The organism is Gilliamella sp. Choc4-2 (assembly GCF_001690355.1).
Taxonomy (GTDB): Bacteria; Pseudomonadota; Gammaproteobacteria; order Enterobacterales; family Orbaceae; genus Gilliamella; species Gilliamella apicola_A.
In genome coordinates this window covers 21,401-47,820 of sequence record NZ_LZHG01000065.1, presented here as the reverse complement: position 1 = coordinate 47,820, position 26,420 = coordinate 21,401, and the positions used below count along the sequence as shown (strand labels likewise).

General features: G+C 35.9%; 20 protein-coding genes. 7 read left to right on the top strand and 13 right to left on the bottom strand.

What is annotated here, in order from left to right; genetic code table 11:
- Positions 1 to 75 precede the first annotated feature (75 nt).
- From gyrB to A9G34_RS09030, 7 genes are all read right to left on the bottom strand, one after another.
- Positions 76 to 2,487: a DNA topoisomerase (ATP-hydrolyzing) subunit B gene (gene gyrB / locus A9G34_RS09060; protein ID WP_065569515.1), complete on the bottom strand. Its 2,412-nt coding sequence runs from the start codon at positions 2,485 to 2,487 to the stop codon at positions 76 to 78.
- A gap of 24 nt (positions 2,488 to 2,511) precedes the next feature.
- Positions 2,512 to 3,603, bottom strand: a complete 1,092-nt coding sequence (recF, locus tag A9G34_RS09055) for a DNA replication/repair protein RecF (protein WP_065569514.1) — start codon at positions 3,601 to 3,603, stop codon at positions 2,512 to 2,514.
- 49 nt (positions 3,604 to 3,652) lie between these two features.
- Entirely contained in the window at positions 3,653 to 4,756 is a 1,104-nt protein-coding gene (dnaN, locus tag A9G34_RS09050) for a DNA polymerase III subunit beta (protein WP_034948526.1), read from the bottom strand.
- Between the two features lie 15 nt (positions 4,757 to 4,771).
- Entirely contained in the window at positions 4,772 to 6,130 is a 1,359-nt protein-coding gene (gene dnaA, locus A9G34_RS09045) for a chromosomal replication initiator protein DnaA (protein ID WP_034948523.1), read from the bottom strand.
- 159 nt (positions 6,131 to 6,289) lie between these two features.
- Positions 6,290 to 7,408 carry a porin OmpA gene (ompA, locus tag A9G34_RS09040; protein WP_065569513.1) on the bottom strand — a complete coding sequence of 373 codons (1,119 nt, stop codon included), beginning with the start codon at positions 7,406 to 7,408 and terminating at the stop codon, positions 6,290 to 6,292.
- Between the two features lie 179 nt (positions 7,409 to 7,587).
- Entirely contained in the window at positions 7,588 to 8,508 is a 921-nt protein-coding gene (locus tag A9G34_RS09035) for a recombination-associated protein RdgC (protein WP_034948520.1), read from the bottom strand.
- A gap of 101 nt (positions 8,509 to 8,609) precedes the next feature.
- Positions 8,610 to 9,359 (bottom strand): MipA/OmpV family protein, encoded by a 750-nt coding sequence (locus tag A9G34_RS09030; protein WP_034948517.1) that lies wholly within the window; start codon positions 9,357 to 9,359, stop codon positions 8,610 to 8,612.
- A 184-nt stretch (positions 9,360 to 9,543) separates the two neighbouring features.
- On the opposite strand from A9G34_RS09030, the gene A9G34_RS09025 reads away from it, so the two are divergent.
- The 3 genes from A9G34_RS09025 to A9G34_RS09015 all read left to right on the top strand — a co-directional run bounded on the left by A9G34_RS09025 (position 9,544) and on the right by A9G34_RS09015 (position 12,946).
- Complete coding sequence (locus A9G34_RS09025) at positions 9,544 to 10,953, top strand: aspartate aminotransferase family protein (protein ID WP_141670393.1); 1,410 nt, start codon at positions 9,544 to 9,546, stop codon at positions 10,951 to 10,953.
- A 74-nt stretch (positions 10,954 to 11,027) separates the two neighbouring features.
- On the top strand, positions 11,028 to 12,077 hold the full coding sequence (locus A9G34_RS09020; RefSeq protein WP_065569512.1) for a GNAT family N-acetyltransferase: 1,050 nt from the start codon (positions 11,028 to 11,030) through the stop codon (positions 12,075 to 12,077).
- Positions 12,074 to 12,946, top strand: a complete 873-nt coding sequence (locus tag A9G34_RS09015) for an arginase family protein (protein ID WP_034948511.1) — start codon at positions 12,074 to 12,076, stop codon at positions 12,944 to 12,946. Before A9G34_RS09020 ends, A9G34_RS09015 begins: the two co-directional genes overlap by 4 nt.
- Positions 12,947 to 13,020: 74 nt before the next feature.
- Here A9G34_RS09015 and A9G34_RS09010 read toward each other — a convergent pair whose 3' ends face one another.
- From A9G34_RS09010 to A9G34_RS08995, 4 genes are read right to left on the bottom strand one after another with little or no spacing between them, the layout of a single operon-like run.
- Positions 13,021 to 13,422 carry a DMT family transporter gene (locus A9G34_RS09010; RefSeq protein WP_034948508.1) on the bottom strand — a complete coding sequence of 134 codons (402 nt, stop codon included), beginning with the start codon at positions 13,420 to 13,422 and terminating at the stop codon, positions 13,021 to 13,023.
- Position 13,423: 1 nt separating this feature from the next.
- Positions 13,424 to 13,780, bottom strand: a complete 357-nt coding sequence (locus tag A9G34_RS09005; RefSeq protein WP_065569511.1) for an EamA family transporter — start codon at positions 13,778 to 13,780, stop codon at positions 13,424 to 13,426.
- Positions 13,780 to 14,613: an alpha/beta hydrolase gene (locus tag A9G34_RS09000; RefSeq protein WP_034948502.1), complete on the bottom strand. Its 834-nt coding sequence runs from the start codon at positions 14,611 to 14,613 to the stop codon at positions 13,780 to 13,782. Before A9G34_RS09000 ends, A9G34_RS09005 begins: the two co-directional genes overlap by 1 nt.
- 9 nt (positions 14,614 to 14,622) lie before the next feature.
- Positions 14,623 to 15,354, bottom strand: coding sequence for an MtnX-like HAD-IB family phosphatase (locus A9G34_RS08995; RefSeq protein ID WP_081295308.1), 732 nt, complete (start codon positions 15,352 to 15,354; stop codon positions 14,623 to 14,625).
- Positions 15,355 to 15,513: 159 nt separating this feature from the next.
- On the opposite strand from A9G34_RS08995, the gene A9G34_RS08990 reads away from it, so the two are divergent.
- From A9G34_RS08990 to purL, 4 genes are all read left to right on the top strand, one after another.
- Positions 15,514 to 16,242, top strand: coding sequence for a winged helix-turn-helix domain-containing protein (locus A9G34_RS08990; protein WP_065569510.1), 729 nt, complete (start codon positions 15,514 to 15,516; stop codon positions 16,240 to 16,242).
- Positions 16,239 to 17,582, top strand: a complete 1,344-nt coding sequence (locus A9G34_RS08985; protein WP_065569509.1) for an ATP-binding protein — start codon at positions 16,239 to 16,241, stop codon at positions 17,580 to 17,582. Before A9G34_RS08990 ends, A9G34_RS08985 begins: the two co-directional genes overlap by 4 nt.
- Before the next feature lie 269 nt (positions 17,583 to 17,851).
- The gene (gene glnS / locus A9G34_RS08980) at positions 17,852 to 19,534 is read left to right on the top strand and encodes a glutamine--tRNA ligase (RefSeq protein WP_065569508.1); all 1,683 of its coding nucleotides are present in this window, start codon (positions 17,852 to 17,854) and stop codon (positions 19,532 to 19,534) included.
- Between the two features lie 395 nt (positions 19,535 to 19,929).
- Positions 19,930 to 23,832, top strand: coding sequence for a phosphoribosylformylglycinamidine synthase (gene purL / locus A9G34_RS08975; RefSeq protein ID WP_065569507.1), 3,903 nt, complete (start codon positions 19,930 to 19,932; stop codon positions 23,830 to 23,832).
- A gap of 56 nt (positions 23,833 to 23,888) precedes the next feature.
- Here purL and A9G34_RS08970 read toward each other — a convergent pair whose 3' ends face one another.
- Both A9G34_RS08970 and aroB read right to left on the bottom strand, forming a co-directional pair.
- A complete protein-coding gene (locus tag A9G34_RS08970) occupies positions 23,889 to 24,974 on the bottom strand; it encodes a 3-deoxy-7-phosphoheptulonate synthase (protein ID WP_051825467.1) in 1,086 nt (361 codons plus the stop codon).
- 307 nt (positions 24,975 to 25,281) lie between these two features.
- Entirely contained in the window at positions 25,282 to 26,361 is a 1,080-nt protein-coding gene (gene aroB / locus A9G34_RS08965; RefSeq protein ID WP_065569506.1) for a 3-dehydroquinate synthase, read from the bottom strand.
- Between the last annotated feature and the right edge of the window lie 59 nt (positions 26,362 to 26,420).

The following is a 26,420-nucleotide window of genomic DNA, read 5'->3' as shown; positions in this document are numbered from 1 at the left end:
TAAAAATTATCTTTAATTTACGCAATAAAAACCCAGACATTATGTCTGGGTTTTTATTTTTTGTTAAATTGATAGTTAGAAATCTAAATTAGCAGCTTTAAGCGCATTTTCTTCAATGAATAATCGTCGAGGTTCAACTTCATCCCCCATTAGTGTTGTAAATAGCTGATCTGCTTCTATAGCATCTTTGATAGTCACCTGTAACATACGTCTGCTGGTTGGATCCATGGTAGTTTCCCACAATTGTTCAGGGTTCATTTCGCCTAGACCTTTATAACGTTGAATAGTCAATCCTCGACGTGATTCCTTAATTAACCAATCTACTGCCTCTTCAAAAGATTGAACTAATTGTTTACGTTCGCCACGCTGGATAAATGCACTTTCTTCTAGTAAGTCTTTGAGCTGTGCACCAAGGTGGCATATTTTGCGGTATTCATTGCTGTGAATAAATGCTTGATCCAATGTATAATTAGTGTCAACACCATGCGTTTTGATTTTTATTACAGGTTGGTGCAACTGGGTATGTTCGTTGTAGCTAGTTGCATAGTTGTAACTGCTGCCATGTTGTTCTTTGTTTGTCAGCTTTTCGATAAGTGTTTTTGCCCAATTTTCGGCTAGTTGTTGATTTTGTAAAATACTTTCGTTTAATACATCATGATAAACCAATTCACAAAGCAATGCTTTAGGGTAGCGACGCTCCATTTTGGTGATAAGCTTTTCAACTTTTTGATATTCTGCAATCAATTGTTCTAATGCTTTACCAGCAAGTGCAGGGGCATGGTCGTTAACATGTAACGAGGCATCTTCAAGCGCTAAGGCAATTTGGAATTGCGTCATTGCATCATCATCTTTAATATATTGTTCCTGTTTGCCTTTTTTAACTTTATATAAAGGCGGTTGTGCAATATAAACATAGCCACGTTCGATGATTTCAGGCATTTGGCGATAAAAAAATGTTAATAATAAGGTGCGAATGTGCGAACCATCGACATCGGCATCGGTCATGATGATGATGCTGTGGTAACGCATTTTGTCTGGATTGTATTCATCACGACCAATTCCACAGCCAAGAGCGGTAATTAATGTTCCGACTTCTTGCGATGAGAGCATTTTGTCAAAACGAGCTTTTTCGACATTTAAAATTTTACCTTTAAGCGGTAAGATTGCTTGATTTTTGCGGTTGCGCCCTTGTTTTGCTGAGCCCCCTGCTGAGTCCCCTTCCACTAAGTACAGTTCAGAAAGCGCTGGATCTTTTTCTTGGCAATCAGCAAGTTTACCCGGCAAGCCACCTAAGTCTAATGCACCTTTGCGTCGTGTCATTTCACGTGCTTTGCGCGCAGCTTCACGCGCTCTTGCTGCGTCGATAATTTTGCCGACCACAATTTTTGCATCGGATGGATTCTCAAGCAGGTATTCGGATAATTTTTCGCCCATAACCGATTCAACAGCTGATTTGACTTCTGATGAGACTAATTTGTCTTTGGTTTGTGACGAGAATTTAGGATCAGGCACTTTGACTGATACAACTGCAATTAAACCTTCTCGGGCATCGTCGCCAGTGGCGCTAATTTTAGCCTTTTTGCTGTATCCTTCCGCTTCCATGTAATTGTTTAATGTACGAGTCATGGCTCCACGAAAACCAGCTAGATGTGTTCCACCATCACGCTGAGGAATGTTATTAGTAAAGCAGTAGATATTTTCTTGATAACCATCATTCCACTGTAATGCTACTTCGACACCAATATCGTCTTTTTCGGTGCTAAAATAAAAAATTTTAGGATGAATCGGGTTTTTATTTTTATTAAGATATTCAACAAAAGCCTGAATTCCACCTTCGTAATGATAATGCTCGCTTTTTCCTGTGCGTTCGTCAAGTAATTTTATTGATACCCCTGAGTTTAGGAAAGAGAGTTCACGAAGTCGTTTAGCAAGTATTTCGTAAGTAAATTCAATATTAGTAAATGTTTCAGGACTTGGCCAGAAGCGAACGTATGTACCTGATTCTGTGGTTTCACCAATGATGTTAAGAGGTGCTTGTGGTACACCTAAGTTATAAACTTGTTGATGAATTTTACCATCGCGATAAATAATAAGTTCTAATTTATCGGATAAGGCATTAACAACTGAAACCCCAACGCCATGCAATCCTCCAGAAACTTTATATGAGTTGTCATCGAATTTACCCCCTGCATGTAATACGGTCATGATAACTTCAGCCGCTGAAATACCTTCTTCTTCATGAATACCGGTTGGAATTCCGCGACCATCGTCACGTACAGAAACCGAGTTATCAGGGTGAATGGTTACTTCAATATGCTGGCAATAACCCGCTAATGCTTCATCAATGGCATTATCGACCACTTCGAAAACCATATGATGAAGTCCTGTTCCATCATCAGTATCACCAATATACATACCTGGACGTTTACGGACAGCATCAAGCCCTTTGAGTACTTTTATGCTAGAAGAATCATAAGAATTAGACATGGATTTCTCGACTTAATTGATTGTTTATATCATTCTGTATATTTGCGAAATTATACCAGATTTTATGTGAAAAATCTTATCATTTTCATCGATCATATGGGTAATTTGATCTTGGCTAACTGCGGTAATAAACACTTGTGAATTTGCTAATTTTAATCGCTTTGCTAGCAAATCACGTTTATTGTGGTCTAGCTCTGAAGCAAAATCATCAATCAAGTAAATACAAGATTGTGAATTTTGTTTTGAATAATATTCACCTTGAGACAAACGTAAAGCACACATCATTAGCTTTAGTTGCCCCCTGGATAAGAGATCTTCAACAGGTATATTATCAATACGTAATTTTATATCTGCTTTATGTGGTCCTAGGGTGGTGTAATTAAGGAGCTTATCGCGATCGTATTGTTTTTGTAGTTGTTCGGAGTAATTAATTCCATGCTCCCAACCTTGATAATATTGGCAATTAAGTTGATATTCGGGCAAAAAATCACGGCAAGTTTGAATAATTTCAGGAAAAATATGTTGTAAATAATCGGCTCGAATTTGGCTGATTTTTTCGGCAAGTGGGACAATTTCTTTGTCCCAATGTAATAATTGTTTATAATTATGAGATTGTTTTAAAAGTGCATTACGTTGTTTAAATAGGCGTTTTAAATTGTTCCATAAATGAACAAACTCAGGATAATGATGAAAACATCCCCAATCGATAAATGTACGGCGATATTTGGGGCCACCACTCAATAAATCAAATCCCTCAGGTGTCACTAATTGTATTGGTAATAATTTGGCTAAATCGGCTAATCGAAAGCCTTCGTCTCCATCTATTTTTATTTTATTTTCATTATTTCGTGATTTTGAAAGGCCTATTGAATGGGCTTGCTGATTAGTATTTTTGATCTCACTAAATAATACAAGCTCAGGTTGTTCATGCTGAATAATTCGATTTGATTGGGTGTGCCTAAATGCTCGTCCATGACCAAGCATATAGATGGCTTCAAGTAGGCTGGTTTTGCCACTGCCATTATCACCAACAATGAAGTTGAAATGCGGCGATAAAACAAGTTGCGCATAATCAATATTGCGAAAGTTGTGAACGTTGATGGTTGATAGAGTCATATACTGTCAATTATTCCGGCCGAAGCCGGAAAAGTTGAGTTAAATTTGATTATAAGCGCATAGGCATAACAACATAAGTTGCAGATTGGTCATTGATATCTTCAATTTGGACACTGGATGTTGCATCAGTTAATAATAGTTGTACGATATCGCATTTTAATGTATTTAATATGTCTAGTAGATAGGTCACATTAAAGCCAATTTCAAGTTCTGCAGATTCATATTTTACATCAATAACTTCTTCTGCCTCTTCTTGTTCTGGGTTATTGGCAGTAATTTTTATTTGGTTGTTATGTAGATGAAGTCTGATGCCACGAAATTTCTCATTGGATAAAATAGCCACGCGTAATAGCGCATTACGTAGCTCATCACAGGATACTTCAAGCGGCTTATCAGGATTGCGTGGTAATACTCTTTTGTAATCTGGAAATCTTCCGTCAATCAGTTTGGATGTAAAGGTAAAATCACCAAGGTTAACTCTAAAATTATTATTTCCAATTTGAATATTAACTGGATTCTCATTATCACCAACTAGTTTTGCAAGCTCAATTACTCCTTTTCTAGGTAAAATAACAGCACAAGAAGCAGTGATATTTTGACCAATTGGTTGAGCACAAACAGCCAATCGATGTCCATCTGTTGCCACAGATTTCAATAAACCATCCTCAATCTCAAATAACATACCATTTAAGTAATATCTAACATCTTGGTTAGCCATAGAAAATTGGACTGCATCGATAAGACGTTTGATCGTTTTTTGTGGAACAGAAAGATCGATGTCACTTTGCCAGTTTTCTAAGTTGGGGAAATCATTTGCGGGCAGTGTTGATAAAGAGAATTTGCTGCGCCCTGATTGAATCATTAATCGATTATCATCAAAAGTTATTGATATTTGGGCATTATTTGGAAGGTTTCGACAAATATCGAGAAACTTTCGTGCGGGCACTGTAGTTGCACCTGGTTCATTGGCCTCGGTTAAAGGCAAATGGGAAATCATTTCTATTTCGAGGTCAGTTCCTGTCATCGATAACGTGTTATCACTCACTTGTAGTAATAAATTTCCTAAAATAGGTAATGTTGGGCGGCTACTTAAAGGTGCACTAACAAGTTGCAGTGGTTTGATAAGTTTTTCGCGATCAATAATAAATTTCATAATGTTGATTCTTATTCAGGTTGATAATGTTCGAATTAAATTGGAATAATCCTCTTTAATATCATTGCTTTCTTCTTTCAATTCTGCGATCTTTCTACATGCATGTAATACAGTAGTATGATCTCTTCCACCAAAGCCATCACCTATTTCGGGAAGACTTTTATTGGTTAATTCTTTAGCTAATGCCATTGCGACTTGTCGTGGTCTTGCCACAGAACGGGAACGCCGTTTAGATAGCAAATCAGATATTTTGATTTTATAATACTCGGCAACAGTTTTTTGAATATTTTCAATCGTAATTAATTTTTCTTGTAAGGCAAGCAAATCTTTTAAAGCATCTTTAACAAAATCAATAGTAATTGATTTACCTGTAAAATTGGCATTAGCAATAACCCGATTAAGTGCACCTTCTAGTTCACGAACGTTGGAACGTAGACGTTTAGCAATAAAAAAAGCAACTTCTTCAGGTAATCTAATATTATTTTCTTCTGCTTTTTTCATTAAAATTGCGACCCGTGTTTCAAGTTCTGGTGGCTCAATAGCAATAGTTAGTCCCCAGCCGAAACGAGATTTTAGGCGATCTTCAACACCATCGATTTCTTTAGGGTAGCGATCGGATGTTAAAATGATTTGTTGGTTTCCTTCTAATAATGAATTAAAGGTGTGAAAAAATTCTTCTTGAGATCGTTCTTTATTTGCAAAGAATTGAATATCATCAATAAGTAATGCATCTACAGAGCGGTAGTAAATTTTGAATTCTTCGATAGCATTATTCTGTAAAGCTTTTACCATGTCCTGAACAAAACGTTCTGAATGCATGTAAACAACTTTGGCATTAGTTTTTATTTCCATTATTTGATTGCCGACTGCATGTAATAGATGTGTTTTACCTAAGCCAGTGGAGCCATATAAAAATAATGGGTTATAAGCTTTACCAGGATTTTCTGCTACTTGTTTGGCCGCAGCAACAGCTAGTTGGTTAGATTTACCTTCAACAAAACTATTAAAAGTATGTTTATTATTAATACCAGAATGATAGGTGTGATTATTATTACTTTCTTTAGTTATTTTCCATGCAGGCATAATGTCTGCTTTAGCGTGATTATGTTTTGCCTTTTTGTTAGTAGACAAAGTTGATCCAACTTCAAGATATAATTTAAGTGAATCATCATTAAAAAGTTTATTTAATAATTGAGATATAGTAGTTAAATATTTATTTTTAACCCAATCTAAAACAAACCTGTTGGGAGCATAAATATAGAGTTTATTATCAACCAGTTCCGCTTGTAAAGGGCGAATCCACAAGTTAAATTCCGTTGTAGGAAGTTCTTCTTGTAATTGGGAAATACATTCTTGCCATATAGCGGTAGGCACAAGCAACTCCTTTAGTTTTTATTATTAACAGCGAGCTAGTTATTATATCCCTTTTTGTGGGTAATTTATAGAACCATAATATATAATTTATTTTCTAACAGATTTAGCCAATAAAAAACCCGGATTACCCGGGTTTTTTATGTTTACAAGTAAACAAAATTAGTGAGTTGTTTCTCTAATTTCTTGAACTTGTTGAAGATTACGTGCTTTAACTTCAATTTGTACACGACGATCTGGTGCTAAACATGCTTTTAAGTCAGCACCACGAAGGGTATTACATTTTTCACCAGTAACAGATTGAGATTTACCAACGCCACGAGCACTGATAATATCAGATGGAACACCCTTAGATACTAAGTAACTCATTACAGAATGAGCTCGTTTTTCTGACAGTTTTTGGTTATAGTTGTCTGAACCGATACGGTCAGTATGACCAATTACAACGATAGCCGTTTGAGTAGGATTTAGTTTAACAAGATCTGATAATAATTCATCTAATGCTTGACGACCTTTTTCTTTTAGATCAGCTTTTGCATAAGCAAATAAAACGTCAGCATTTAAATCATACACTCTCTCTTGAGTTTGAATTACAACTGGTGCAGGAGCAGCAACTGGTGAACCTAAGCGGTAAGTAATACCTAAGCTTAAAACACCTGCGTCAGGGGAGGCATCAGTTTTAGTATGAATATGATTAACATATTGATATTCTAAACGAGTAGATAAATCATCATTTAAGCGGTAATCCATACCTAAAGCAAATACTGGTGAAACATCAGTTTTTGTGCCACCACGACCAAAGTCTTCTTTAACATATCCGCCATTTTTCCATTTAGCAATAGTTACCATAGCACCTAATCGGCCATAAACATCTAAATCATCATTAATAAATGATAATGGGTAACTTAATTTACCAGTTAAAGACACGCCTTGAGCTGAAACTTTGCTATTACCCATGTCATGGTCTCTAGTATAACCAAAGCCATAATGATGAGCACTTCTTTTATATTTAGCTGAACCTAACCAGTCATAGCCTAATTCAAATGCTAAGTAAGGGTTAGCTTGGAAACCGATGAAACCACCACCAGCGATATTGCTATGATCAGATGTTTTTATAGAAGCAGATTCGTAAGCACGAACTTTATTTGCATCTAAATTATAAAAATCTGACCAACCTAATTTACCACCGACGTAAAAAGTATTTTCTTCATACGCTGCATTTGCTGCATTTGCCGTTAAGCTTGCAACTGCTACAGCTAGAGCTAATGTTGTTTTTTTCATTTTATTGCCTCAACTTAAATGTTGTTATAGACGTTGTTTATTTTCCTTTTTTTAAATTTCACTTTAAATTAAAGGAATGATTACTTATTGTTTTTGATTATGATACACATAATTTAGTGTGGATTATAGCATATATAATACGCAAATCTAGAACTAATGGCATTTAATGTAAAAAAAATTTACATAATATTTCCAATGATTTTATTAATAGCGATGTGAAAATCATTGATTGTATTAGATAAAGTGCTTGCCATAATAAAGAAATCGGCCTCAAGTCGCTTATCTGACTCATCCGTACTGATGTCTTCATTTTCATCTAAAATAATAGAATCAAATTTGATTCTTTTAAATGTTAGATCTGTATTGACGATAAAGCTAATACCTCTTTCATCAATAATTTTAATTTTAGTTATCCATTTCCCTGAATTAAAATGAACTAATATTTCATCGCTTGTAATTTCTTGATTTTTACAACTGATAATACCGTTCCCTTCAAGAGGATCTTTTAGCTCTGCCTGATCGCCTAAAATAAATGGAGGAAAACTTAATTTTTCTTTAACCCATGAGGTCATGACTTGTTCAAGTGGTTTGTCGATTGATAAGGGCGTTAATGCTAGCGAACCTAGTTCTTTACGTAAAATTGCTAGAATATCTTCAGATTGTTTAAAGCTACTGCAATCAATAATAATGCGTTTATTGTGCGTATCAATCCATAACCAATAATAATTATATTTACTAAATGCTCTAGGCATTAAATCTATCATTACTTCATCTTTTAGTATCGTTTTTTCATTCTTTGATAATTTTCTATTTAACAACTGCTCTTGTTTTTCAATTTTTTCTAATAATGCCTGTTTGATTACTGGTGACGGTAATATTTTTGTCTCTTTTTTGATGCGTAATAATAGATGCCCTTGCATATCGATAATAAAATCATCGTAATTTTTATCATGATAAGGTGATACCCAACCTATTTTTGTTGTATCTAAATTACCGCATGGAGTAAATAGATGTGATTTTAGTGCTTTTTCAATTGAATCTTTATCCAGTAGTGTATCGTTATTAAGTTGGTAAATAATGGCGTTTCTAAACCAAAGCATACTATTTTTCCTAAAGTTTTAATCTATGAAGTCGTTTTTAATTATTAGTAATATTACACATAATAAGTTATGTTGTTTTATCTCAATTTTATTTATCTCACTCAAAATTTATAAGAAATCCCCATATAAATTGATGTAACAGTACTATTATCAACCATGGGGCTTTTTGAGACATCACCAGTTAATTTATCGACATGGATTCCACCAAAAGTAGCAAAATGATTGTTTAACATATATTGCACTGCTATTTCGACATAAGGAGTAAATGTATTATCTGGATTAAAGTACTTTAATCCTGAACTATAAGATTCTTTATGCGATATGCCATAGTAATAATTATTATGTTTTTTATTTGCCCAATTTATGCCAATAGTTGGAACAATAATTAAACTCTCTTGTATAATTGGTAAACTGTAATCAGCATTGATTAAAATACTATTGCTTTCACCTAACATATCTTTGCCAACATTGCTAGAAAAACTTCCCCATTTTGTGTCAATTGAATATTCGATTTGAGCTAATAAGGTTGTATGACGTGACTTTAACTGTTTCAGTTGGTGGTTATTTGATTCATGGGGGGTAAATTCGTTAGATAGATAGCGAGTACCAATAGAAAAACTTTGATTGCCTTGTTTATAAGCATAGACGCCAGCAGACAGGTCATCGATAAAAAATAGACCATTATCATAATCAATATGAGGGATGGGGTAATAATTTGTACTGTAGCTTTTGTAGGGTGAATTCGATCTGCCGACACCAAAACCAATGGATGTGGGATTAGCTATTGCAATTTGGATAGATCCTAAAGCTAGGATTGATAAAATAAAAAGTTTATAAGCTGTTTTTTTCATTTTTTATGCCTATTTTATAAAAAGTGCTCTCCCGTTGCTAGTTATACAAATTTATTAGTGTGTATTTAACTGTTTTTATTGCCGTCACACAATTTATACATTAACTGTACATTGTAACAAACCAATTTCTTGAATAATAATGCCACATTTTATCATGTTTGAATATGGATTAGTGAGATAAATTATGAGTAAACCAACTTTAGAAATGATTAATAGTCGCCCTGATGATGCTACGCTATTGGCCGATGAAGCTAAATATTGTTCTTTTGGTGATACTGTGCATTATGTTGAGCCACCAAAAATCTTTGACGGTTGTGAAGGTAGCTATATGTATGACAAAGAAGGCAAAGCTTTCCTTGATTTACAAATGTGGTATTCCGCATGTAACTTTGGTTACGCTAATGAACGTTTAAACAATGTTCTCAAAAAGCAAATCGACACGTTACCACAATGTGCTAGCCAATATTTACATCCTACAAAAATTGAATTAGCCAAAACCATTGCTCAAGGTATGGAAAAGCGATTTGGTTACGAAGGTCGTGTACATTTCAATGTTGGTGGTTCTCAATGTATTGAAGACTCATTAAAATTAGTTCGTAATGCATCAGGTGGTAAATCATTAATGTTTGCTTTTCAAGGTGGATATCATGGACGAACTTTAGGGGCTTCATCAATCACATCAAGTTACCGTTATCGCCGTCGCTATGGTCATTTTGGTGATCGTGCGATGTTTGTTCCATTTCCATACCCATTCCGTCGTCCAAAAGGAATGACAGCAGAAGAGTATGGTGAGCATTTGGTTGCAGAATTTGCGCGCTTATTTGAAACCGAATATCATGGCGTTTGGGATCCAAAAGTTGGGCAAGCAGAATACGCTGCATTTTATGCTGAACCTTTACAAGCAACAGGTGGTTATATTGTTCCTCCTCGTAATTACTTTAAAGGTCTTAAGAAGGTTTTGGATCAGTATGGTATTTTATTAGTCGTCGACGAAATCCAAATGGGCTTTTATCGTACTGGTAAACTTTGGTCAATTGAACATTTTGATGTTAAGCCAGATGTTGTGGTTTTTGCTAAAGCATTAACTAATGGTCTTAACCCACTTGGTGGTTTATGGGCGCGTGAAGAATTAATTAACCCTGAAGTGTTCCCAGTTGGTTCAACACATTCAACATTTGCATCAAACCCATTAGGTACGGCAGTTGGTCTTGAAGTGTTGAAAATGACTTCTGAAACCGATTATGAAAAAATGGTTATGGATAGTGGTGCTTACTTCCTTGAAGGTTTAAAAACACTTGAGAAGAAACATAAAGAAATTGGTGAAGTTGATGGTTTAGGTTTGGCACTTCGTGCGGAAATTTGTACAGAAGATGGTTTTACAGCTAATAAAGCCTTAGTTGATAAAATGGTTGATATTGGCATGTCAGGTGATCTTGATTGGAAAGGCACCAAAATGGGCTTAGTACTTGACATCGGTGGTTACTATAAAAATGTGATTACTTTTGCACCATCATTACATATTTCTCGTCAAGAAATTGATCAGGGCATTGAACTTTTAGATCAATTAATTACGCGAGCGAAAAGAGAGCTTTAATTGCTTAATTCTCATCTTCCCGTCAATGTTTATTGGCGGGACTGCGTGTTACAGCCAATCATAGATTTAACGTTATGAAATACATCAACCAGTTAGAACCAAATGAATTAATAGAAAATTTTTTAAATCATCCTCCACAAGATTTTTCTGTATGGCTTAGTGAAGATGGTGTACCTATTTTTTCTGCTAAGTTTAATCTACTTACTACTGCGGATGATGATTTCAGTTATAAAGTTCAGAAACTTCCGTTTTATCATAAATGGCGGTGTTATTTACAGCCCAATACTTGTTTCGTCGGTGCTACTGTTTCGGAATATGCGTTATTAAATGATAATGTTGAAGCAAATCAATTAGCTGAAAATCTAAAAACGGCTTATGCTAAACGATATCCTTTTTTAATTGTTAAAGATATACCTATTGCATCACCTTTACTGTGTGAAAAAGATAATGACTATTCATTACGCCTTATTTCATCATTAAAAGCACAAGGCTTTATTGAAGTTGAAGGGCAAGCATTGGCTTGGGTACCGATTGATTTTAGTGATATAAGTGAAGTCTTTTCTCGTTTTTCTTATAGCCGGCGTAAAAATTTTAGACGAAAACTAAAATCACGTGAAAAATTAAATATTAATGTTTTGCATAGTGGTGATGATTGTTTTTTTAATGATACTGTTATAGATGAGTATTATCAATTGTACCTTAATGTTTATCAGCAAAGTGAAATACATTTTGACTTATTGACCAAACCGTTTTTCACCCAACTATTACAATGTAAAACCCAAAATGCGCATATAGTGACTTATTATCATGATGATAAATTGGTTGGGTATAATATTTGTTTTGTAGTTAATAATATGTTAGTTGATAAATATATTGGCATGGTTTATCCACAGGCAAGAGAACTTAATCTCTATTTTGTAAGTTGGTTTGTTAATCTTGAATATGCTTTGCAGCAAGGCTTTAGTCACTATATTGCAGGTTGGACTGATCCCGAAGTAAAAGCTTCGTTAGGTGCAAAATTTACCTTTACTAAACATCTTGTCTATATTCGCAATCCATTATTAAGGGGTGTATTGCGTAGATTCATTGGTTATTTTGAAAATGATAAGGAGAAAGTAGCATGACATGCCCTATTATTCTCGATTTTGATAGAAGTGTTGGTCAGATTTGTCATGCTAAAACGATTGATTTTACCCAGTGGCAAGACGCAATACGCTTTGGTTGTACTAAAAAGACGTTTAACCGATTTAACCATGTGTTACAGCAATTTTTACCAGAAAGCCATGGTACGGTACTCATGGGTAGTGGTGATTTTCATCATATTTCATTATTGCTTATTGAACGTTTAGCACAGCAATATTCTGCCGATAACCCGATTCAAGTCGTGATTTTTGATAATCACCCTGACAATATGCGCTATTTGTTCGGTATCCATTGTGGATCATGGGTAAGTTACGTGGCAAGTTTGCCTTTTGTGAGCCATGTACATGTACTTGGTATTACTTCTCATGATATTGGGATTACACATTGTTGGGAGAATCGATGGGCACCACTGCTTCATAAAAAGCTGACCTATTGGAGTTTAGATGTTAATGTTGCATGGGCTAAAAAAATGGGCTTAGGGCATGCTTTTAGGCATTTTATTACACCAGATGATCTTATTGCTAACTTCCTATCAGAACAATATCATAGCGCACAGCCTGTTTATATGTCGATTGATAAAGATGTATTGAGTGAAGAGGTAATTCACACCAACTGGGATCAAGGTAAATTACAAACTTATCATCTACTGGATACTATTTCTTCAATTAAATCTAGAATTATTGGCAGTGATATTACAGGTGAACTATCAATATGGCAGCCATCAAATTGGTTTAAGCGTTTTCTTAGCTCGCTTGATAAACAACCTACCATATCACCAAATGACCTTCACAATTGGCAGCAAGAGCAATATCAGCTTAATTTGACATTATTAAAGGCATTATCTGTATGAATTTTTGTAAAAAAGCTTCAGGAAAGTACGTGGTTAAGTATAAAAATCACCTACTTTCCTTGCTATATTGGAACTTAACGTTGAAGATCGTTTGGCTTTTGTTTAGATAATTTACTTTCTGCTAACGCTAAAAAGAAAATACCTGAAACAATTAATATTGCACCAATTAACTTGAATAATGTAATCGGTTCGTGAAATAGCCAGATTGAAACCACCATAACAGTTACAACTTCAAAGTGAGATGCCGCAAAAGCAGGGCCTACAGGAGCTTTTTTTAGTAAAGTCATCCAAGTAAAAAAAGTTAAAATATACCCCGCTATTGAGATATAAATCCATGGATTAGTAAATACACGAACTAGCCAATCAACGTTCATAGCCAATGGTGCTGCATGTATTGCAGTTAATTTAAAACTACACTGAGCAATGGTGTCAAAAAGCAGCAATACGGTAAATCCAATTATATAAAATCTGGCCATATTAAGATATCCCTACAAAAATAACGCCTGCGGTGATTAATAACATACCAATTAAGCGATAAATAGTGAGCAATTCTTTAAAAATCACTCGACCTACTAGCATGATAGTAATGATATTAAATGAAGCAAGTAATACGCCCTGCGAAAGGGGTACTAACGTTAAAAAGGCTAACCATAATAAAAATTCAGCTACATAAGCGATAATACCAACCCAAATCCACTTATTCTTAGCTAAATCCAACCAATAGTACCAACCATCGCGGTTATTGGGAGCAATGGCGGCAAATTTAAAAGCGACTTGCCCTAGTGTATCAAAACAGATATTACTAATCCAAAGTATAATAACTAATGGTGACATTATGCTTTTATTCCTTCTGCGATATTATCAAAGAATGATGCACACTCTTTGATTACTTCACGTCGTTGACTATCAATCGTAATTAAATGATAACTATCATTTAATACCACTAATTTTGTTGATCCTGATACCGATTTTTCAACTAATTTGGCATTGGTTTCTATATTTGCGATATCATCGTTGCCTGAATGCATAATTAAACAAGGTGAAGTAACTTTAGGTAATTGCTTACGCATGGCTTTTGCCAGTAACTGCATTTCGGCAAGTGCAGGAAATGGATTGCCTGCAAGCCCAGCTGAGGCTGCATCACCACTTAACATGCTTTCAGAAACGACAGCTCGAATACGTTCGTCTTTAAGTCCATAAGGTGGTTGTTCGATAAAAACTTTTTTTTGAAAAATACCTAATTTTTTAAAGTAAACGAGTAAGAAAAAAAGTTTTTTTGCCCAAAAAGGCATACTCCAACCATCGTAACAAAATGTGGGAGCTAAAACGCCAACACCTTTAATTTGTTCAGGTCTATCGGCAGCAAGTTTTAATGCAAGTAGTGCCCCCATTGATAATCCGGCAACAAAAATATTATCTACATGTTGTGCTAAATAATTTGCACCATCTTGTACGCTTTTATACCAATCTTGCCATGTTGTTTTGCACAGATCTTCTTCAGTACCACAATGCCCAGCTAATTGGATTGCATAAACAGTAAATCCAACTTTATTTAAACCATTAGCTAAAATCCGCATTTCATTAGGTGTACCAGTTAAACCATGAATCAATAGCACGCCGTTTTTATTACCTGGAAGAAAGTAAGATAAATCTTCAATTTTACTCATTAAAATTCCTTATTCTTTTACCATCATGACAGGAATAACCGCTTGTTGATCCTGTTTTAATGCCGTAGTTACATCTGCAAAATTAGTAATCTTACAATGTTCAATTCTATTTTTTTCACAATAGTTAACAAGTTTATCTTTAGCAAAAACAAAATCAACATTATGTGAAACACAATAATCTGACGTGCCATCACCCACATAAAGTATTTGTGGAAAATATTGCTGTTTTTTAACATGGTTACATTTGCAGTTACCACTCTGTTTTATACAATTTTTATTAGAATAAGGAAATTCAAGTCGCCAACTACGTTCATTGTCATGGAGTAATTTATTAGCAAAAATAGGCAAATGTTCAATGCCGTGACGTTTTAAAATGAACTGAATCGCATAATCTAATCCGTCACTTACCACATGAACAGGAATATTATTTTGTTCAGTATAATTGATAAATGACTTAAATGTTGGGTCAATTTCAATCTTTGATAAAACTTGGTTAAGCTCTTCTAAACTTGCGTCCATTAGGGAAATTTGCTTGCTCATACATTCTTGAGAGCCAATTTTGCCATTAATCCATAATTCTTCAAGCTCATCACAACCATCTTGGCCGAAATGGTCGAGTAACGTATCAGTAACATCTTTTATACTAATTGTGCCATCAAAATCACATAAGACAATTGGCGTGTGGTACTGTGTATAAGACGGATTAAAAAGCGAACCTGTTATTGATGAAAAAGTATTCATGTTGGATATAAAAATAGTCTATATAAAGATATTGGTGCAAATTTTCTCATACAGTGCCAATAAACTTTGTTGGCTCTTTGTATATATTTTGTAACGGGGAATAAATTGTCTGTATAATGAGACACTCTAAGTACAAGCCGTGGTAATTAAGAACAGATAATGAGTGAACGTATATTAATCATCGAAGATGATCAGCGGTTAGCCAATTTAATTCAAGTCTATCTTATTCGACAAGGATACCTTGTTGAATGGCATAATAGTGGTGCTGGTGCTGAAGAAAAGATTCAACAACTTAATCCTGATTTGGTGATATTAGATGTCATGTTACCTGAAAAAACAGGTTTTGATATTTGTCGAGATATTCGTACATGGTTTAGTAATTTTATACTGATTATGACAGCAAGCGAAGATAATATTGATGAAATTGTTGGGCTCGAATTGGGAGCGGATGATTATTTGGCAAAACCTGTTGAACCCAGATTATTACTTGCGCGAATACGAGCTTTATTACGGCGAAAGCAGATAGAAAGCGATAAAGACAACATAAAAGAACTTGTCATACCTCAAAATAATAAAACACTAATATTTGGTCAATTAGCCATAGATGGCGAAAATCGCAAAGTACTATTGCAAGAACACGAGATTGATTTAACCACTGCCGAATTTGATCTGCTTTGGATACTAGCCATTAATGCAGGAAGCATTTTGTCTCGAGATGATATTTTTTCACAAGTTCGTGGTATTGATTTTGATGGTAGTGATCGATCTATTGATGCTCGTGTTTCAAGACTTCGTCGTAAATTACTTGATGACCCAGATAATCCATCTCGCATCAAAACAGTGCGAGGAAAGGGCTATCTATTTATGCGAGAAGGAGAAAATCATTGAGTCAATTATTAGCCAAACCGCTATTTTTTAATCGCCGTATTGTATTTTATCTAGTTATTTTACTTTTATTGCAAAGTATTATTGCTTATGGCGCTTTATTGGTTTTTGATTCATTACCTTCATCATTAACAGATATACCTGATGATCATGTTGTGTTTCGTGAATCTCAACGGGGTACGGTAAACCTTATTCGTATGCAAATTAAAGAACATAAAGATCGACCCCTTCAAGAAGTGGTTAATGAATTGCAACCTTATTTTGGCTACCCTATCGAAGTGTTACCAATTAACACACCGTTACCTGATACTGTACTTAACGAGTTAAAAAAACTTGGTTTTTCTTATGATGGCGATAATGAGATTGTTTATATAGATTTAAAAGATGGCAATTTGCTTCAATTAGGCCCGATTGTAATGCGGGATATTTTAGCATCCAATACCATGTCGTTGACCATCTTTCTTGTTATTTGGGCTTTGTTTAGCGCTATTGTTTTTTTTATTTTAATTTATATGGCTTTTAGTGCAGTATGGAAGGATCTTGTTAATATTAGACAAACTGCCGAGCAGTTAGGACAAGGTAATTTAAAAGCCCGAACCGAAAATGTTAAAGGTTGGTTATTTAAACCGCTAGCAAATGTTTTAAATAATATGGGAACGCATATTGAACATCTAGTTGGTACCAATCAAACAATCTCTCATGCGATGGCTCATGAATTACGTACTCCTCTTGCCCGTATGCGATTTGAACTTAGTATGCTTGAAGAGTCAACCGATGAAAAAGAGAGATTTGTGCTACAAAAAGGCATGAGTGATGATATTAATGAACTTGAGACATTAATCAATGCTAGTTTAAATTACTTTAAAATGCAGCAAAGCAATGTTGAACTAAACTTTACTCATGTCTCACTAAAAGATTGGAGTGAAAAAGTTTGCCAATCCATAACATTATTTAAACCTAAAGGATTTGAGCTTGTTTGTAATAGTCAAGATGCACAGGCTTTTATTGATACCAATTTGGTTGAAACGATTATTAAAAATTTATTACTTAATGCATTTAAATATGCGACGCATAAAGCAATCTTAAACATTACTAAACAAGATAATCGTGTTATTTTAGAGATTGATGATGATGGAGCTGGCATTCCTTTTAATGCGCGAGAAAAAATATTTATGCCATTTGCAAGACTTGATACAAGCCGAACTCGGTCAACCGGAGGTTATGGTTTAGGTCTAGCATATGTAAAACTTATGGCAGAATTTCATGATGGTAAAGCTTTTGTGGTTACAAGTCCATTAGGTGGAGCAAGATTTGTGGTTTCATTAAAATCGGGAGATGAATAACGACAGTATTGATTGGTAAATACGGTCAAAGAATTATTGGTAACAAATTTATTTTATTGATGTTTTTATTGATATTTTTTTATTAACATCCTAGTTATATTGTGAAAAAATAATATCGTTTAACCAAACGCCAATTTTGTTGATACAAATAGCCTGCTTCCCATTTCAGAAATAACAAAAATTTGTTATATTCATCAACCAACACAAAAAGTAATGGCAAGCAAATATTCATAATTTGTTATTAATAAACATATCATCAGAGGTTTTTTATGAGCGGTTCACTACCGACAGAGACTGAAACTCGTCCAACTAACTTTATCCGTCAAATTATTGATGCGGATCTTGCAGCTGGCAAATATAAAACAACGCATACCCGTTTTCCACCTGAACCAAACGGCTATTTACATATTGGTCATGCTAAATCAATTTGTTTAAACTTTGGCATTGCACAAGACTATCAGGGTAAATGTAATCTACGTTTTGATGATACCAACCCAGCTAAAGAAGAAGTTGAATATGTTGAATCGATCAAACAAGATGTTCGTTGGTTAGGATTTGAATGGGATGGTGACATTTGCTATTCGTCTAATTATTTTGACCGATTATATGAATATGCCATTGAGCTTATCAAAAAAGGACTTGCTTATGTTGACGAGCTATCTGCTGATGAAATTCGCGAATATCGGGGCTCATTAACTCAACCTGGTAAAAACAGTCCTTATCGTGATCGTCCTATTGACGAGAACTTAGCCATGTTTGAGCAAATGAAAGCAGGTAAATTTGCTGAAGGAAAAGCCTGCCTAAGAGCTAAAATTGACATGGCATCACCATTTATTGTTATGCGTGATCCTGTGATATACCGTATTAAGTTTGCCGAGCATCACCAAACAGGTAATAAATGGTGCATTTACCCAATGTATGACTTTACGCATTGTATTTCTGATGCGATAGAAAACATCACACATTCACTCTGTACGCTTGAATTCCAAGACAATCGTCGTTTATACGACTGGGTATTAGATAATATCACAATCGATGCTCGCCCACATCAGTATGAATTTTCAAGATTAAATTTAGAGTATGCCATTACCTCTAAACGTAAGTTAAACCTATTAGTATCAGAAAAAATTGTCGATGGTTGGGACGATCCACGCATGCCAACAATATCGGGACTGCGTCGCCGTGGCTACACTCCAGCTTCGATTCGAGAATTTTGTCGCCGAATTGGTGTCACCAAGCAAGAAAACACCGTTGAAATGAGCACGCTTGAGTTTTGCATTCGTGAAGACTTGAACGAAAATGCACCTCGTGCAATGGCGGTGCTTGATCCTGTTAAGATCGTGATTGAAAACTTTTCAGATAATATTGACGAAATAATTAGTATGCCAAACCATCCAAATCGTCCTGAATTAGGCACGCGTGAAGCGACCCTCACTCGTGAAATTTATATCGATCGAGCCGATTTTAGAGAAGAAGCCAACAAAAACTACAAGCGCCTAGTGCTTGGTAAAGAAGTGCGGTTGCGTAATGCCTATGTAATTCGTGCTGATCGCGTTGAAAAAGATACAGAAGGCAATATCAAAACAATTTATTGTAACTATGATCCTACTACTTTAAATAAAAATCCTGAAGATGGTCGTAAAGTCAAAGGTGTGATTCATTGGGTTTCGGCTAAGTTTGCAAAATCAGCTGAAATTCGCCTTTATGATCGTTTATTTAATACGCCAAATCCAGGTGCTGCTGAGGACTTTTTATCAACAATTAATCCTAATTCATTAATTATTAAACAAGGTGTTGTTGAGCCAAGTTTACAAAAAGCTCAAGCGGGGCAAACCTACCAATTTGAACGAGAAGGTTATTTTTGTTTAGATAGCAAGTTTGCAACTGAAGGTAGGTTAGTGTTTAACCGAACTGTTGGTTTAAGGGATAGTTGGAGTGAATCTAAAACTTAATTAAAATAATTCGCCGAATAACAGTCGGCGAATTATTTTAAAACTTATTTTCACATAATGCGGTTGGTAGCTGTTTTAGCTGAACCCAAAAATAAAATAATAAAGGATTTATTTCGCACTATTAAAAATTATTCTTATGCAATTACAATCAAATTAAGCAGAAATCCACACACATTGTGTCAAAATACATTATGTGTTTTTATCTGCAATTTTTTTATTTGTCATATTATATAATTTCATATAAAAGCTTTTATTTATAGTTTGATGCTTAAATGTAAAGTTAGTAAAGCTTTTTAATATATTCAATAACTGTTTTTATGTAGGCACATGGTTTACTTTCTTTTATAATATTGTCTTATTTCTTCTCTATTTTTAGCTTAAAAAGAGTAATTTTCATGAAAATTTTAGCTGGCTGTTCTGCATTATCTCCATTTCGTATTAGTAAAATCTTATCTGCTTGTTGTAAAAAATCTATCCCTGTTATCAATATTGAAGCCCAATACCTGCATTTTGTTGATTTGGCAGGCGAATTGACGGCTGAACAACAGTTAACGTTAGATAAATTATTACAATACGGTCCAAAAACTGCACAAATCAATGTTAACCAAATAGCTAGCAAGCAACTCTTTTTAGTGACGCCAAGAGCGGGAACGATTTCGCCTTGGTCATCAAAAGCAACTGATATTGTGCATAACTGCGGTTTATTACAGATTCGCCGTATTGAGAGGGGGGTTGCTTATTATGTGCAAGTAAGTTCAGAATTAACCGATTGGCAAAAAAACGATTTTATAGCATTAATTCATGATCGCATGATGGAAGCGGTCTTTAGCCATGTTGAGCAAGCCGAGCAGTTATTTCATGTTGAATCACCTGCGCCAGTGACAATCATTGATTTATTAGATCAAGGTCGTAAGGCATTAGACGAGGCTAACCTTAAATTAGGTTTGGCGTTAGCATCTGATGAGATTGATTATTTAGTTGAGAACTTTAAAAAACTAAATCGTAATCCTACTGATATTGAACTTTATATGTTTGCACAAGCCAATTCTGAGCATTGTCGTCACAAGATTTTTAATGCCGATTGGGTTATTGATGGGGTAAAGCAGCCTAAATCACTGTTTAAGATGATCAAAAATACTTTTGAACACACTCCTGATTATGTTTCGTCCGCTTATAAAGATAATGCCGCAGTGATGGACGGTTCAATCGTTGGGCGCTTTTTTGCGGATAATGAGAATAAAACATATTGCTATCATCAAGAATATGCAGATATTTTAATGAAAGTTGAAACACATAATCATCCAACAGCTATATCACCTTGGCCGGGTGCGGCAACGGGGAGTGGTGGTGAAATTCGTGATGAAGGGGCAACTGGACGCGGTGCTAAACCTAAAGCGGGCTTAGTTGGGTTTTCAGTTTCTAATTTGCGTATTCCTAATTTTGAACAACCTTGGGAGCAAAATTTTGGTAAGCCAGATCGCATTGTGAGCGCTTTTGATATTATGATGGATGGTCCTTTAGGTGGTGCGGCGTTTAATAATGAATTTGGTCGTCCGGCTTTGTTAGGGTATTTCCGTACTTATGAAGAAAAGGTTAATAGCCATAATGGCGAGGAGCTTCGAGGTTATCATAAACCGATTATGTTAGCTGGTGGTATGGGTAATATTCGCCGTGAACATATCCAAAAAGGTGAGTTTCCAGCTGGCTCTAAACTGATTGTTTTAGGTGGCCCAGCGATGAATATTGGTTTAGGCGGTGGAGCGGCTTCGTCTATGGCGTCGGGTCAGTCTGATGCTGATTTGGATTTTGCTTCTGTTCAGCGTGATAATCCTGAAATGGAGCGCCGTTGTCAGGAAGTTATCGATCGCTGTTGGCAACTTGGTGAAGATAATCCTATCTTATTTATTCATGATGTTGGTGCGGGTGGTTTGTCTAATGCGATGCCTGAACTTGTTAGCGATGGTGGGTGTGGCGGTAAGTTTGAGCTTCGTAAAATACTTAGCGATGAACCAGGGATGTCACCACTAGAAGTTTGGTGTAATGAATCACAAGAACGTTATGTGCTTGCGATTCATCCCGATAAATTGGCATTATTTGCTGAACTTTGTCAGCGTGAGCGTGCACCTTATGCGGTGATTGGTCAGGCAACCGCCAATAAGGCGGTTACCTTGCATGATGAGCATTTTAATAATCATCCCATCGATTTGCCATTAGATGTGCTACTTGGTAAAACGCCTAAAATGCAACGCGATGTTAAAACTCACCAAGCACATGGTGATAATTTTTCAACTTCTGAAATTAATTTATATGATGCGGTCAAACGTATTCTACATTTGCCAACCGTTGCCGAAAAGACCTTTTTAATTACTATTGGCGATCGTTCAGTGACGGGTATGGTTGCTCGTGATCAAATGGTTGGGCCTTGGCAAGTACCTGTTGCTGATTGTGCTTTGACTACTGCAAGTTTGGATAGTTATTATGGTGAAGCTATGTCAATCGGTGAACGTGCGCCAGTTGCGTTACTTAATTTTGCCGCATCAGCAAGGCTTGCAGTTGGTGAGGCAATTACTAATATTGCCGCAACCAATATTGGTGATATCAAACGCATTAAGCTTTCAGCTAACTGGATGGCAGCGGCAGGGCATCCGGGCGAAGATGCTGGGCTTTATGAGGCCGTTAAAGCTATTGGTGAAGAGTTATGCCCAACTTTAGGGCTTGCTATTCCTGTTGGTAAAGATTCGATGTCCATGAAAACGACATGGCAACAAGATGGTGAGCAAAAAACCATGACTTCACCATTATCATTGGTAATTTCGGCATTTGCGCGTGTTGAAGATGTGCGTAAAACAGTGACACCACAATTGCGTACTGATCAGGATAATACATTATTGTTGGTTGATTTATCGAAAGGTCATCAAGCACTAGGAGCCACCGCACTTGCCCAAGTGTATCGTCATTTAGGCCAAAAAACAGCGGATGTTCATGATCCTAAAGAACTACTTGCTTTTTATAATGCGATTCAGGCTTTAGTAAACCAAAATGCTTTGCTTGCTTATCATGATCGTTCTGATGGTGGGCTGTTTGTGACATTGGCCGAAATGGCTTTTGCTGGACATTGTGGTGTTGATGTAGACATTACCTCGTTAGGTCATGATGTGATTGCTTCGTTATTTAATGAAGAATTAGGCGCGGTTATTCAAGTAGCTAGTAACCGTTTAGATGATGTGATGGCTTGCTTTAAGCAGTTTGGCTTATCCCATACGGTTCATGTGCTTGGTAATGCTAAAACTGGTCAACAAATTATTGTGCGTGATAACTCAGCTACGGTATACCGTGAATCACGCTTAACCTTGAGAACATGGTGGGCGCAAACGACATGGCAAATGCAACGCTTACGTGATAATCCTGAATGTGCAGATCAAGAACATCAAGCTAAACAAAATGAAGATGATCCAGGATTAAATGTGCACTTAACTTTTGATCTGCAAGCCGATATTGCAGCACCTTATATTGCTAAAGGAATAAGACCAAAAGTCGCGGTTTTACGTGAGCAAGGCGTTAATTCACACGTTGAAATGGCGGCAGCATTTGATAGAGCTGGCTTTGAAGCAATCGATGTACATATAACTGATTTACTTTCTGGTCGAATTACGCTTAGTCAATTTAGTACACTGGTTGCTTGTGGTGGCTTCTCTTATGGCGATGTTTTAGGAGCAGGTGAAGGTTGGGCCAAATCTATTTTATTTAATAAAAAAGTGCGTGATGAATTTGAACAATTCTTCCATCGCAAAGATACTTTATCGTTAGGGGTTTGTAACGGTTGTCAGATGATGTCGAATCTTAAAGATTTAATTCCGGGAGCGGATTTATGGCCTCGTTTTGTTCGCAATTTGTCAGAACGTTTTGAAGCTCGCTTTAGTTTAGTGCAAATTCAATCAAGTCCTTCGTTGCTATTTACTGATATGGCTGGTTCGCATATGCCAATTGCTGTTTCACACGGGGAAGGACGTGTTGAAGTGGGTGATGATGTTCATCTAAGCCGTTTAGAAGCATCAGGATTAATTGCCGTACGTTATATTGACCATTTTGGCAAAGTAACACAGCAATACCCTGCTAATCCAAATGGTTCGCCAAACGGTATTACTGCAGTGACATCTCAAGATGGGCGGGCAACTATTATGATGCCACATCCAGAACGGGTATTTAGAACAGTAACTAATTCATGGCATCCTGATAACTGGGGTGAAGATAGCCCTTGGATGAGAATATTTCGTAATGCTCGTAAGCAATTAGGTTAAATAAAACAAAGCTCGCCGACAATGGTGTCGGCGAATATGTTTATTTGTTGAGTAGTTTAAGCAGTAACTGAGTGCTTTTGTCTTTCGATAAGTGGCTGCGCTAAAACGTGCTCCATTTTTCGTAATAGCTCGTCTGTTTCTTCCCAGTTAATACATGCGTCAGTCACAGATACGCCATATTTAAAGTTTTCTGGTGGTTGCTCGGAAGGCTGATTTCCTTCAAATAAGTTACTTTCAATCATTACACCAATAATCGAATTATTGCCTTTTTCTATTTGCTCGATAATGGAATTAGCAACAATAGGTTGATTTCGATAATCTTTATTTGAATTCGCATGGCTACAGTCAACCATTAAGTTAGGTAACAATCCTGCCTTTTTCATTTGTGTTTCGCACAATGCGACATCTTCAGCATCATAATTTGGTGTTTTACCGCCACGCAAAATAACATGGCCGTGAGGATTGCCTGTTGTTTGTAAAACCGTTACTTGTCCTTGTTGGTTAATTCCTACAAAACGATGAGGCATAGAGGCTGATTTCATGGCATTAATTGCAACATCTAAACTGCCATCAGTTCCATTTTTAAAACCAACAGGCATTGAAAGTCCCGAGGCCATTTCTCGATGCGTTTGTGATTCAGTAGTTCTTGCCCCAATTGCAGACCAACTAATTAAATCGCCAATGTATTGTGGTGTGTTGGGATCTAGCGCTTCGGTTGCAATAGGTAAACCAATTTTAGCAATATCAAGCAGTAATTTACGTGCTTTTTTTAGGCCATGCTCAATATCAAATGAACTATCCATATGGGGGTCGTTTATCATACCTTTCCAACCAACTGTGGTTCTTGGTTTTTCAAAATAAACACGCATGACGATAAATAAGTGATCCTTAACTTCGTCTGATAGTTTTTTTAATTTATGCGCATACTCTATTGCCGCAACAGGATCATGAATAGAGCAAGGACCACAAACAATTAGTAAACGGTGATCTTGGCGTTCTAAAATATCTACAATGGCTTGTCTTGATGAGGCAATTTGTTTTTCAAGATCATGGGATAGCGGATAAAGCTTTTTTATCTCTTCAGGGGTAATTAGCATGTGTTCATCTCTAATTCGAATATTATTTAGTGTATCTTTTAACATTTCTGCTGTCCTTGTTAAAATCATTTAATTATTTTATATGTAAATTATGAATTACGTAGTTCTTTATTATGTAAACACAAAATTACATAATAGTAAATAAAATTTATACGATATCGTTATGATATCTTAAAATATTTATGAAATATAATTCAATATTATACAAATAAAGCTGTTTTATTTTATCAATATCTGTAAAATTGTATGTAAATAATTTTTTACACTAAAGTAATGATTAACAGCAACGTTTGTCAAAAAATTTTAGGTATTTATGCGTTTAAGTATAAAAATAACAATTTTAAAACCAATATTAAGTGTTCACTATTGAATTTAATACGATACTTTTATCAATACCATCTATCACATCAACATGCCCAATTTTCGTTGGTACAACCAGTCGTAATTGTCCAGATAGTACTTTTTTGTCTCGTAACATGTGTGGAAGGTAAGATTCAACCGGCATTTGTGTTGGTCTGCTAACAGGTAGTTTAGCGCGTATTAGCAAGTTTTTAATTCGATCAAGATCTGATTGTGTTAATTTACCAAGTGATTTGGCAGTTTGAGCAGCCATTAACATTCCCACGCTGACAGCTTCACCATGTAGCCAGCTTCCATAACCTAGCTCTGCTTCTATAGCATGGCCATACGTGTGGCCAAGGTTTAAAATTGCACGCATGTCTTGTTCTGTTTCGTCGGCTGCAACCACTTTTACTTTCAGTTCGCAACAGCGATAAATACAGTAACTAAGGGCATTACTGTCTAGGTTGAGTAAATCTTCAATATGCTGTTCTAACCAATTAAAAAATTCAGCATCTAAAATAATGCCATATTTTATAACTTCGGCAAGCCCTGCTGATAGCTCTCTTTGCGGTAAGGTTTTTAAGCAGTTGAGGTCAATAACCACCGCTTGTGGTTGGTAAAAGGCACCAATCATATTTTTACCGAGCAGATGGTTAATGGCTGTTTTACCACCAACGGATGAATCAACTTGGGAAAGTAGCGTGGTTGGTACTTGAATAAATTTAATTCCACGTTGATAAGCCGATGCTGCAAACCCAACAACATCCCCAATGACACCCCCGCCAAGAGCAATAAGGGTTGAGCTACGAGTATGGTTATTAGCAAGTAGAGCCGTAAGAATTGTGTTCCATGTTTCCATGGTTTTATACTGTTCACCATCTGGGACAACGACAGAATCAGTCTTTACACCGTGCTTTTCAAGCATATTAATCACTGTCTGCAAATAAAGTGGGGCGATTGTTTCATTTGTTGCAACGAGTACACGTTGACCTGCTTGAAGTTTAAAGTGTTCGAATTCGGTAAGGATATTTTCACCAATTGCGATTGGATAACTGCGTTTTGCTAACGCCACGTTTAATATTTTTTGCATATTAATTTCCAGACAGGTCCAAGCTGATTTATTGTTGCATGTTAGCGATAAAAGAGTAG

What these genes read in the sequence shown, in the direction of transcription:
- gyrB (WP_065569515.1), bottom strand. Translation starts at nt 2,487, where the DNA reads ATGTCTAATTCTTATGATTCTTCTAGCATAAAAGTACTCAAAGGGCTT.
- recF (WP_065569514.1), bottom strand. Translation starts at nt 3,603, where the DNA reads ATGACTCTATCAACCATCAACGTTCACAACTTTCGCAATATTGATTAT.
- dnaN (WP_034948526.1), bottom strand. Translation starts at nt 4,756, where the DNA reads ATGAAATTTATTATTGATCGCGAAAAACTTATCAAACCACTGCAACTT.
- ompA (WP_065569513.1), bottom strand. Translation starts at nt 7,408, where the DNA reads ATGAAAAAAACAACATTAGCTCTAGCTGTAGCAGTTGCAAGCTTAACG.
- A9G34_RS09035 (WP_034948520.1), bottom strand. Translation starts at nt 8,508, where the DNA reads ATGCTTTGGTTTAGAAACGCCATTATTTACCAACTTAATAACGATACA.
- A9G34_RS09030 (WP_034948517.1), bottom strand. Translation starts at nt 9,359, where the DNA reads ATGAAAAAAACAGCTTATAAACTTTTTATTTTATCAATCCTAGCTTTA.
- A9G34_RS09025 (WP_141670393.1), top strand. Translation starts at nt 9,544, where the DNA reads ATGAGTAAACCAACTTTAGAAATGATTAATAGTCGCCCTGATGATGCT.
- A9G34_RS09020 (WP_065569512.1), top strand. Translation starts at nt 11,028, where the DNA reads ATGAAATACATCAACCAGTTAGAACCAAATGAATTAATAGAAAATTTT.
- A9G34_RS09015 (WP_034948511.1), top strand. Translation starts at nt 12,074, where the DNA reads ATGACATGCCCTATTATTCTCGATTTTGATAGAAGTGTTGGTCAGATT.
- A9G34_RS09010 (WP_034948508.1), bottom strand. Translation starts at nt 13,422, where the DNA reads ATGGCCAGATTTTATATAATTGGATTTACCGTATTGCTGCTTTTTGAC.
- A9G34_RS09005 (WP_065569511.1), bottom strand. Translation starts at nt 13,780, where the DNA reads ATGTCACCATTAGTTATTATACTTTGGATTAGTAATATCTGTTTTGAT.
- A9G34_RS09000 (WP_034948502.1), bottom strand. Translation starts at nt 14,613, where the DNA reads ATGAGTAAAATTGAAGATTTATCTTACTTTCTTCCAGGTAATAAAAAC.
- A9G34_RS08995 (WP_081295308.1), bottom strand. Translation starts at nt 15,354, where the DNA reads ATGAATACTTTTTCATCAATAACAGGTTCGCTTTTTAATCCGTCTTAT.
- A9G34_RS08990 (WP_065569510.1), top strand. Translation starts at nt 15,514, where the DNA reads ATGAGTGAACGTATATTAATCATCGAAGATGATCAGCGGTTAGCCAAT.
- glnS (WP_065569508.1), top strand. Translation starts at nt 17,852, where the DNA reads ATGAGCGGTTCACTACCGACAGAGACTGAAACTCGTCCAACTAACTTT.
- purL (WP_065569507.1), top strand. Translation starts at nt 19,930, where the DNA reads ATGAAAATTTTAGCTGGCTGTTCTGCATTATCTCCATTTCGTATTAGT.
- A9G34_RS08970 (WP_051825467.1), bottom strand. Translation starts at nt 24,974, where the DNA reads ATGTTAAAAGATACACTAAATAATATTCGAATTAGAGATGAACACATG.
- aroB (WP_065569506.1), bottom strand. Translation starts at nt 26,361, where the DNA reads ATGCAAAAAATATTAAACGTGGCGTTAGCAAAACGCAGTTATCCAATC.